This window comes from Cedecea neteri NBRC 105707 = ATCC 33855 (assembly GCF_001571265.1).
GTDB lineage: Bacteria > Pseudomonadota > Gammaproteobacteria > Enterobacterales > Enterobacteriaceae > Cedecea > Cedecea neteri.
Window position 1 is genome coordinate 1 of the sequence record NZ_BCTL01000019.1, and the last position, 9965, is coordinate 9965.

Below are 9965 nucleotides of genomic sequence, written 5' to 3' on the forward strand. Positions count from 1 at the left end.
CTTTAGCCGATCCTTCGTAAGCGTATTTGTGACTACCAGACACTTCCCTGGGAGTGAGCCAGGGTAAAGGTCACTCCACCGCGAAAACTTTATCCAGCCGGCTCACGCCAAGCCCATTAATCTTCTTCACCTTAATTTGCACCGGGATCCGCTCCTTCATCGCCTCAACGTGGCTGATAACGCCGATGGTTTTACCGCTGGCGTTCAGCGTATCCAGAGCGTCGAGCGCGGTATCCAGCGTTTGCGCGTCCAGGGTGCCAAAACCCTCATCCAGGAACAGGGAATCAATGCGGGTTTTATGGCTTACCAGGTCGGATAACGCCAGCGCCAGCGCCAGGCTCACCAGGAAACTTTCACCGCCGGAAAGCGTGCGAGTATCACGCACCGCATCGGCCTGCCAGGTATCGACAACCTGTAACTCAAGCGCTTCGCTGTCTTTGCGCTGCAGCAGGTAGCGCCCGTGCAGGCGATTGAGCTGATTGTTTGCCAGCCAGACGAGGTTATCCAGCGTCAGCCCTTGAGCAAACTTACGGAATTTATCCCCTTCTTTGGAGCCGATAAGCGCGTTGAGGTAGCCCCAGTCTTCCGCCTGCGCTTCACAGGCTTTTATCTCCTGCATCAGCGTTTGCTGGCGAACCCGGTTTTCCTCGTTGTGACGCAGTTGTTGGACGATTTGCCCTTGCTGTGACGCATTTTCTCGCAGCTGGAGGGCGAGCGCTGAGATCTGTACATCCAGCGCGCTAAGCGCTATTTCTTCATGCAGATTTTCCGGCCGTGCCAACAGATGCTGGGCCAGAGCATTTGCAGCCTGTTCCAGCAGGGTAATCTGCTGTTGCTGCTGGCGTTCCAGCTGCTGTTTACGCTGTTCCAGCTCAAGGCGCTCGGCCTCTTCCAGCAGGGCGTTTCGGAAATCGGCCTCGTTGCTGAACTGGCTGGCCAGGAGCGCATTGCTGAATTGCTCCTGCGCCGCCGTGGCTTCCTCCTGACTTTGCTTCAACTGCTGCTGCAGGGACTGGCGTTGCCCTTCCAGGAGGTTGCAGTCGTTATGCAATGTCTGCCAGTTTTGCAGCGCGGCCTGATGTTCTGGTTCATCCAGCAGCGGTGGAGTGGATCCATCGTCTGTAAGGGTCGAGAGCAACATGTCGAGTGCAGAAAGCTGCTGGCGAAGCTGCGGCAGTTTGTCCTGCTGGTGTTGCCATTGCTGAGATTCCTGCTGGCGAGTCTCAAGCCAGGTTTGCTCTTCGCCCGGCTCAGGTTGCTGAAGACCTGCCTGCTCCAGTACCGCTTGTAGAGAAGCGCGCTGCGCCACAAAGTCTGCGTTCAACTTTTCATGTTGCTGGCTGTCGCGCTGATATTGCGCCTCCAGCGCCTGTCGCTCGCCAAGCTGGCGTAACTGCTGCTCGCGCTGTTCCTGCTCGTTAAGCCAGGCGGTGAGATCGTCCTGCGGCGTTAAAGCGATACCTAGTTCTGCGCACTGCTGTTGCCAGCGGGCGGACAGTGAAGTTTCTTCTGCCTCCATGGCGGCGCTGGACTGTGCCAGTTTTTCGCGCTGCTGGCACAGTGATTCCCATTGCGCTTTTAGTGCAGCCCCAAGTTTGGACAGGGTGGAAACATCCTCTTCAACTTGAGCCAGCCGTTTTTGGTTCTCCCCCGGTTGCAGAGCCTTATATTCTGCAACTGCTGGATGTGACGTTGAGCCGCACAGCGGGCAAGGTTGATCTTGTTGCAGGCGCTCTCGCTCATCATTCAGGCGAATAATATGATTTTCTTGCTCACAGATTGTTTTTACATCCAGCAATTCCTGTCGTTTAGCGGCGAACTCGGTTCTTTTCTGTTTTAGTTCAGCATCACGCCCGGCAATCAGTTTATCCAGCTCGGTAAGCTCGCGCTGTTGCTCGGTTTTGCGTTTCTCAAGCGTGGCAAACTGCGGCTGCAAAGTGGCCAACAGCTGGCGGGCAGGCCGGGTTGCCAGCATTCGCTGTAAATGAGCACTTACTTCATCAGGAGAAAAGCTAAGCGTCGGCTCCGGCAGCGCCTGGAGTTTTTGCCGGCTGGCTTCTCGCGCCTGCTTTAGCTCAGCCAGCTGTTTCTCATCGCGCTGCTGTTGCATGAACGCCATGCGCCAGCCCGTCAGTTCGGCGGACCAAAGTCGATAGCGGTCATTGGCGGTGAGCCATTCCTGTACCAGCTGCGCTTCTGACTGAAGCTTTTGAGCCTGCCCGGCGGCTAACAGGCGGGTTTGCTGGCGACGGACGGAAAGCTGCTGTAAGCGGGTATTCACTTTCTCTGAGGCTTCGCCGTTTTGCCTTAACGTCTGCTGCTTTTCCTGCAGGCGCTGCCAGTGAGGGCGAAGTTTTTCAGCGGGCAATGCACGGGTGAGTTTTGCCAGCATTGGCTCGGCGTCTTTGAGCGCCTGATTTGCTGTGTCCAGCGCTTGCTGCTTTTGGACTTTGTCGGAAGAAAGCCGGGTATGCTGGCTGAGCCATTGTTGATGTTGCTGCAGCTGCTGGTGTTCCCCGGACAGCTTTTTCTCTTCCAGAGTGAGCGCCTGCAAACTCTGCGTAAGCTGCTGTTGCTGCTCTTCATTCAATAGCGCAACACCTGAAGCTTGGGCCAGCAGGTTTTCAAGACGGCTTTTGATTTGCTTATGATTTTCAAAGACCGCCGCAGAAACGGTGCCGTAGATTTCGGTTCCGGTCAGTTCCTCAAGCAGCGAGGCGCGGTCGTTGGCGTCGGCGTTTAAAAAGGCGGCGAACTGCCCCTGGGAGAGCATCATCGAGCGAGTAAAGCGATCGTAGTCCAGCCCGGTGAGAGAGGCGATAATTTCCAGCTTGTCTTTGATTTTATCCGCGAGAATTTTGCCGTCGCTGATTTGGGCCAGCTCCACGCGCGGTGCCTGAAGATTACCGTTTGCCGCGTTGCGGGCGCGGTTCTGGCTCCAGAAAGCACGGTAGCCAACGCCTTTGACTTCAAACTCCACTTCGGCCAGGCACTCTGCGGTGTCCCTGGTCATCAGGTCGTTTTGCGACTGGGAAACGGTGTTGAGGCGCGGCGTTTTGTGATAAAGCGCCAGGCAAATGGCATCCAGCAGGGTAGTTTTGCCCGCGCCCGTAGGGCCGGTGATGGCAAACAGCCCGTTGCTGGCGAAAGGCTCCTGGGTGAAATCAATTTTCCACTCGCCCTTCAGAGAATTAATATTTTTTAACCGCAGGCTGAGGATCTTCATGCCTGTTCCTCCTGCTGGTGCAAGTCTGAAAGGGTTTGGGCAAACAGCGTTCTTAGCCTGGCGGCACGCTCGTCGCTGGTCTCTTCCTGGCTCAGCCGTCGCTCAAAGACCTCTTCAACGCTTAACTCGCTCAGCGTCTCTTTATGCTGGCTGGCAATGACTCGCTCGCGCTGTTCGCGGCTGCGGCGCAGCAGGACGACTTCGACCGGCAGTTCGTCGGTAAGCGCCTGGACCTGGCGCTGCATATCGTGCAGATATTCATCGGTGGCGATTTCGATATCCAGCCAGACTTTCGGCTCAGTTGGCGCGTTTCGCCACTGCTCAAGCTGCTGCTCAATTTCACGCAGCGACCCTTTCACGATGGCCAGCGGCTGGCTGATAGGGACTTCCAGCGGTTCGACGCTGGCCAGCGCCCCGGCGCTGAATGTCACCAGAAAAACGGTTTTCGCTTTGCCTGTTTCGTCGAAGCTCAGCGGAATCGGTGAGCCGCTGTAGCGAATATGCTCCGTGCCGCCAATTTTTTGCGCGCGATGAATGTGCCCGAGCGCAATATAGTCGGCAGGCGGGAAGTGCTGCGCCGGGAAAGCGTCCAGCGTGCCAATATAAATGTCACGCACCGCGTCAGATTTCGTGACGCCCACCGTGGTCAGGTGCCCGGTCGCGATAATCGGCAGTGGCTGATCACCTCGTAGCGCCACGGCGGCGGCATAGCATTGCTGATAATGTTCGCTGATGGCTTCCATTAAAGAGCGCTGTTTTTCATGGCCGGACAGCCCGGCCTGGCTGCTTTGAATGTCGCGGGGGCGCAGGAAAGGAATCGGGCAGAGAATAGCCCCTGGCGTGCCGTCTTTTTGATTGAGCACCAGCGCCTGTTCGTCTTTGTTGTGGCGGGCGCTGGCAATCACCCGGGTATTCAGGCAGGCCAGCAGCTCGCGGGATTCATTCAGGGTAGCAACGGAATCATGATTTCCCGCCAGCACCACGAGCTGGCAGCCGCTGGTCTGCAGCTGTACCACAAAACGGTTATACATTTCACGGGCGTAGCTCGGCGGCGAGCCGGTATCAAAGATATCTCCCGCGACGATTATCGCATCCACCTGATGTTCGACCGCGGCGTTTAACAACCAGTCGAGAAAAGCCTGGTGCTCAGAGGCCCGGCTTTTGGTATAGAAGTTTTGGCCGAGGTGCCAGTCTGATGTGTGGAGAATGCGCATAACCTGTCCCGTGGCAAAGAAGCGAATCACCGATTATAAGCTATTGAGCTGGCAGCGTAACCGTCAGTAAAAATCAGTGGCTGTCATAATTCAAAAAGGTGAAATATCTGGCCGTCATCTTTTTCATAAATCTGTCACAAATCTGACGCATACTGACGCACAATTAATAAGAGATGGTCTCTTTTCAACAGGGTAAATCATGGCGAGACGCATTTTAGTCGTAGAAGATGAAGCTCCGATTCGTGAAATGGTGAGCTTTGTGCTCGAGCAAAATGGCTTCCAGTCGGTAGAGGCGGAAGATTATGACAGCGCGGTTAACCTGCTGATTGAACCTTTCCCCGATCTGATCCTACTGGACTGGATGCTGCCAGGCGGTTCCGGGATTCAGTTTATCAAGCACCTTAAGCGTGAAGCGCTGACGCGAGAAATTCCGGTAATGATGCTGACCGCGCGTGGCGAAGAAGAAGATCGCGTGCGCGGCCTTGAAGTCGGTGCCGATGACTACATCACTAAGCCGTTCTCTCCTAAAGAGCTGGTGGCGCGTATCAAAGCCGTGATGCGCCGTATTTCCCCGATGGCGGTGGAAGAAGTGATCGAGATGCAGGGGCTGAGCCTTGACCCGTCCTCACACCGCGTGATGACCGGCGAAGATCCGCTCGACATGGGGCCAACTGAATTTAAGCTGTTACACTTCTTTATGACCCATCCGGAGCGCGTTTACAGCCGTGAACAACTGCTCAATAACGTGTGGGGGACTAACGTTTACGTTGAAGACCGTACCGTAGACGTGCATATTCGTCGCCTGCGTAAAGCTTTGGAAACAAGTGGTCATGACAAAATGGTGCAAACAGTTCGCGGCACGGGTTATCGATTTTCAACCCGTTTTTAATATGCTGACAGGAGCGTGACGCGTGCTGGAACGGCTGTCATGGAAAAGGCTGGTACTGGAGCTGGTGCTCTGTTGTATGCCAGCGGCAATTCTCGGATTGATTTTTGGCCACCTGCCGTGGTTTTTACTGGCGGCGGTGACCGCCCTGTTAAGCTGGCATTTCTGGAATTTACTTCGTCTTTCCTGGTGGCTGTGGGTTGACCGCAGCATGACCCCGCCGCCCGGGCGGGGAAGCTGGGAGCCTTTGCTTTACGGGCTCCACCAGATGCAGCTGCGTAATAAAAAGCGCCGTAAAGAGCTGGGCAACCTTATCAAGCGGTTCCGCAGCGGAGCCGAATCGCTGCCCGATGCTGTGGTGCTGACCACCGAAGAAGGCACGATTTTCTGGTGTAACGGCCTCGCACAACAGTTGCTTGGTCTGCGCTGGCCAGACGACAGCGGCCAAAATATCCTCAACCTGCTGCGTTACCCTGAATTTTCGCAATATGTGGCGAAGCAGCAGTTCGGCCGCCCGCTGACGCTGGTGTTGAACAATGGCCGTCATCTTGAGTTCCGCGTGATGCCCTACGCCGATGGGCAATGGCTGATGGTGGCGCGTGACGTCACGCAGATGCACCAGCTTGAAGGCGCTCGCCGTAACTTCTTTGCCAACGTCAGCCACGAGCTGCGCACCCCGCTGACCGTGTTACAGGGTTATCTGGAGATGATGCAGGATCAGGCTCTGGAAGGGCCGCTGCGGGATAAAGCGCTGCATACTATGCGCGAACAAACCTCGCGAATGGAAGGGCTGGTGAGGCAATTGTTAACGCTGTCGCGTATTGAAGCAGCGCCAACGCTGTCGATGAATGAGAAAATCGATGTGCCGCTGATGCTGCGTGTGGTCGAGCGTGAAGCGCAGACGCTGAGCCAGCAGAAGCAAACGCTCACTTTTAACGTTGAGCCCGGGCTTCAGGTTTACGGCAACGAAGAACAGCTGCGCAGCGCTATCTCTAACCTGGTTTATAACGCAGTGAATCACACGCCTGCCGGGACACACATTACCGTCACCTGGCGCAGGCTGCCTCATGGCGTAGCGTTTAGCGTGAAGGATACCGGGCCGGGGATTTCCGCCGAGCACATTCCCCGCCTGACGGAACGTTTCTACCGCGTAGACAAAGCGCGCTCCCGGCAGACTGGGGGCAGCGGGCTTGGGCTGGCCATCGTTAAGCATGCCCTTAGCCATCATGATGCGCGGCTGGAGATCGAAAGTGTGCCGGGGCAAGGCTCGACGTTTTCGTTCATTCTGCCCGAGCGCCTGATTGCCCATGAGTCAGCGGTGGCTGCACATTAATTCACCGTAACCGTCAAGTACGCTTTCCACAGGCCAGTTTTCTGGCCTTTTTTGTTGGTATTTTCATCACTTGTTAAGTGCTGAATATCGAATTGGTGCTTTTTTGTCCGAATGATAAGCCATAACAAAAGCCTATATTCAACTTTATTCACTGGTTATGCGTATTTCTAAAGGATATATTTCTGGTTTCCCGATCCCTTCTTGCCTTCAAACGCTATAAGCGTTTTAATTGCCCCCCTGTTATTACCAGACCGACTGAAATTGCGTGGTAATTCGACTAACTATTCTTCGCCACCGATCTGGAGAAGCATATTCCGCTGTCGTTACCGGTAATAACCGCGTTTTTACCGAACGTTATTTGGGCTGAACGTCGGTTTAAAAATTTGAGCATTTTCAACACCACACATCCACAGGCTGCTTTATTTTATGACCTATCATTTGAAATCTCGTGACATCATCGCTCTGGGCTTTATGACCTTTGCGCTGTTTGTGGGCGCGGGCAACATTATTTTCCCTCCAATGGTTGGCTTACAGGCCGGCGAACACGTCTGGACGGCGGCGCTGGGTTTCCTGGTGACGGCTGTAGGTTTACCCGTTCTGACTATCGTGGCGATTGCCCGCGTGGGCGGCGGTATTGATAGCTTGAGCTCGCCGATTGGCCGCCGTGCCGGTATTTTGCTGGCGACCGTCTGTTACCTGGCCGTAGGGCCGCTGTTTGCCACGCCGCGTACCACCACCGTTTCCTTTGAAGTGGGGATTGCCCCGCTGACCGGCATGGGCGATATGCCGCTGTTTATTTACAGCCTGGTGTACTTCGCGCTGGTGATCGGGATTTCTCTTTATCCAGGTAAGCTGCTGGATACCGTGGGCCACGTGCTGGCGCCGGTGAAAATCATCGCGCTGCTGATCCTGGCGGCCGGTGCAGTGCTGTGGCCAGCCGGCGGCCTGAGTACGGCGACTGAAGCCTACCAGAACGCGGCGTTTTCTAACGGCTTTGTCAACGGCTACCTGACGATGGATACCCTGGCGTCGCTGGTATTCGGGATTGTTATTGTGAATGCCGCCCGTTCCCGTGGCGTGACCGAATCTCGCTTGCTGACCCGCTACACTATCTGGGCTGGTCTGATTGCTGGTATTGGCCTGACGGTTATCTACCTGGCACTGTTCCACCTCGGTTCCGACAGCGCGAACCTGGTCGATCAGAAAGCTAACGGCGCGGCAATTCTGCACGCTTATGTGGCGCATACCTTTGGCGGAGCCGGTAGTTTCTTCCTGGCGGCGCTGATTTTCCTGGCCTGCCTGGTTACTGCCGTTGGCCTGACCTGCGCCTGTGCGGAGTTCTTTAGCCAGTATCTGCCGCTCTCTTACCGCTCGCTGGTGTTTATCCTCGGCCTGTTCTCGATGGTGGTGTCCAACCTGGGCCTGAGCCACCTGATTCAAATTTCTATCCCGGTGCTGACGGCAATCTATCCGCCATGTATCGCGCTGGTGGTGCTGAGCTTTACCCGTCCGTGGTGGAACAATTCCACCCGCGTTATTGCCCCGGCGATGCTGATAAGTCTGTTGTTTGGTATCATTGACGGCATTAAGGCATCGGCCATCAGCGACATGCTGCCTGGCTGGGCGGCGAAACTGCCGCTGGCGGATCAGGGGCTTGCCTGGCTGCTGCCGACCGTTGCGATGGTGGTGATCACCGCTATCTGGGACAAAGCAGCAGGGCGCCAGATCACCTCCGCCGCCCACTAAGTTTTTGATTGCTATGTAACCACGGAGTCGTCCTCCGTGGTTTTTTTATTGTAAAGCGTGGTACTGGATTAATGGAAAACACCAACAAGCTCAAGCGCGGTTTGAGCACCCGGCACATTCGATTTATGGCGCTGGGGTCGGCGATTGGAACAGGGCTGTTTTACGGTTCGGCGGACGCCATCAAAATGGCGGGGCCAAGCGTGCTGCTGGCGTATATTATCGGCGGCGTCGCGGCCTATATCATCATGCGCGCGCTGGGCGAAATGTCGGTGCACAACCCTGCGGCCAGCTCGTTTTCCCGTTATGCCCAGGACTACCTGGGGCCACTGGCAGGTTATATCACCGGCTGGACCTACTGTTTCGAAATTTTGATTGTCGCCATTGCCGACGTGACCGCGTTCGGGATCTATATGGGCATCTGGTTCCCGGCGGTGCCGCACTGGGTCTGGGTGCTGAGCGTGGTGCTTATCATCAGCGCCATCAACCTGATGAGCGTGAAGGTATTTGGCGAGCTGGAGTTCTGGTTCTCGTTCTTCAAGGTGGCCACCATCATCATCATGATTATTGCCGGGATCGGCATCATCGTGTGGGGGATTGGCAACGGCGGCCAGGCGACCGGTATCCATAACCTGTGGAGCAACGGCGGCTTCTTCAGCAACGGCTGGCTGGGCATGATCATGTCCTTGCAGATGGTGATGTTTGCCTACGGCGGGATTGAGATTATCGGCATCACCGCAGGCGAAGCGAAAGATCCGCAGAAGTCTATTCCACGTGCCATCAACTCCGTCCCGCTGCGTATTCTGGTGTTTTATGTGGGCACGCTGTTCGTCATCATGTCCATCTATCCGTGGAACCAGGTGGGCACCGAAGGCAGCCCGTTTGTGATGACCTTCCAGCATATGGGCATCACCGCCGCGGCCGGTATTCTGAACTTTGTGGTAATCACCGCTTCGCTCTCGGCAATTAACAGCGATGTATTCGGTGTGGGCCGCATGCTGCACGGCATGGCCGAGCAGGGCAGCGCGCCCAAATTATTCGCCAAAACCTCTCGCAACGGCATTCCGTGGGTCACCGTCGTGGTGATGGCCTGTGCGCTGCTGCTGGCGGTTTACCTGAACTACATCATGCCGGAAAACGTCTTCCTGGTAATTGCTTCGCTGGCAACGTTCGCCACCGTGTGGGTGTGGATAATGATCCTGCTGTCGCAGATTGCCTTCCGCCGCCGTCTGTCGCCGGAAGAGGCGAAAGCGCTTAAGTTCCCTATTCCGGGCGGCATTGCAACCACGGTTGTTGGCCTGGTGTTCCTGGTGTTTATCATCGCGCTGATTGGCTACCATCCGGAAACCCGTATTTCGCTGTACGTGGGCTGCGGCTGGATTGTGCTGCTGCTTATCGGCTGGCTTGTTAAGCGCCGGGTGAACGCGCAGTAATCGATTCTTGCCTCTCTTCCTTAGCCGCAAATACCTTCTATCAAGGGGCGGCTAAAGTTCCGTTCACTTCCTGTCCTGTTTTATATGTCACTCCCGAATCGGTGAACGTCTCAGGGGAATCACCGTCATT

At 55.7% G+C, this 9965-nt stretch carries 6 protein-coding genes; 4 read left to right on the top strand and 2 right to left on the bottom strand.

What is annotated here, in order from left to right; all coding sequences use genetic code 11:
• Window positions 1-70: 70 nt before the first annotated feature.
• Entirely contained in the window at window positions 71-3226 is a 3156-nt protein-coding gene (gene sbcC / locus CNE01S_RS09095; protein ID WP_061275345.1) for an exonuclease subunit SbcC, read from the bottom strand.
• Window positions 3223-4440 (bottom strand): exonuclease subunit SbcD, encoded by a 1218-nt coding sequence (gene sbcD, locus CNE01S_RS09100; protein WP_061275347.1) that lies wholly within the window; start codon window positions 4438-4440, stop codon window positions 3223-3225. Before sbcD ends, sbcC begins: the two co-directional genes overlap by 4 nt.
• A gap of 199 nt (window positions 4441-4639) precedes the next feature.
• On the opposite strand from sbcD, the gene phoB reads away from it, so the two are divergent.
• The 4 genes from phoB (at window position 4640) to proY (ending at window position 9835) form a co-directional block, all read left to right on the top strand.
• Window positions 4640-5329: a phosphate response regulator transcription factor PhoB gene (phoB, locus tag CNE01S_RS09105; RefSeq protein ID WP_008454506.1), complete on the top strand. Its 690-nt coding sequence runs from the start codon at window positions 4640-4642 to the stop codon at window positions 5327-5329.
• Between the two features lie 22 nt (window positions 5330-5351).
• Window positions 5352-6659 (top strand): phosphate regulon sensor histidine kinase PhoR, encoded by a 1308-nt coding sequence (gene phoR / locus CNE01S_RS09110; protein ID WP_061275350.1) that lies wholly within the window; start codon window positions 5352-5354, stop codon window positions 6657-6659.
• A gap of 426 nt (window positions 6660-7085) precedes the next feature.
• On the top strand, window positions 7086-8405 hold the full coding sequence (gene brnQ / locus CNE01S_RS09115) for a branched-chain amino acid transporter carrier protein BrnQ (RefSeq protein ID WP_061275351.1): 1320 nt from the start codon (window positions 7086-7088) through the stop codon (window positions 8403-8405).
• Window positions 8406-8476: 71 nt separating this feature from the next.
• Window positions 8477-9835: a proline-specific permease ProY gene (gene proY, locus CNE01S_RS09120; RefSeq protein WP_061275353.1), complete on the top strand. Its 1359-nt coding sequence runs from the start codon at window positions 8477-8479 to the stop codon at window positions 9833-9835.
• The last annotated feature ends 130 nt before the right edge of the window (window positions 9836-9965 follow it).

What these genes read in the sequence shown, in the direction of transcription:
- sbcC (WP_061275345.1), bottom strand. Translation starts at nt 3,226, where the DNA reads ATGAAGATCCTCAGCCTGCGGTTAAAAAATATTAATTCTCTGAAGGGC.
- sbcD (WP_061275347.1), bottom strand. Translation starts at nt 4,440, where the DNA reads ATGCGCATTCTCCACACATCAGACTGGCACCTCGGCCAAAACTTCTAT.
- phoB (WP_008454506.1), top strand. Translation starts at nt 4,640, where the DNA reads ATGGCGAGACGCATTTTAGTCGTAGAAGATGAAGCTCCGATTCGTGAA.
- brnQ (WP_061275351.1), top strand. Translation starts at nt 7,086, where the DNA reads ATGACCTATCATTTGAAATCTCGTGACATCATCGCTCTGGGCTTTATG.
- proY (WP_061275353.1), top strand. Translation starts at nt 8,477, where the DNA reads ATGGAAAACACCAACAAGCTCAAGCGCGGTTTGAGCACCCGGCACATT.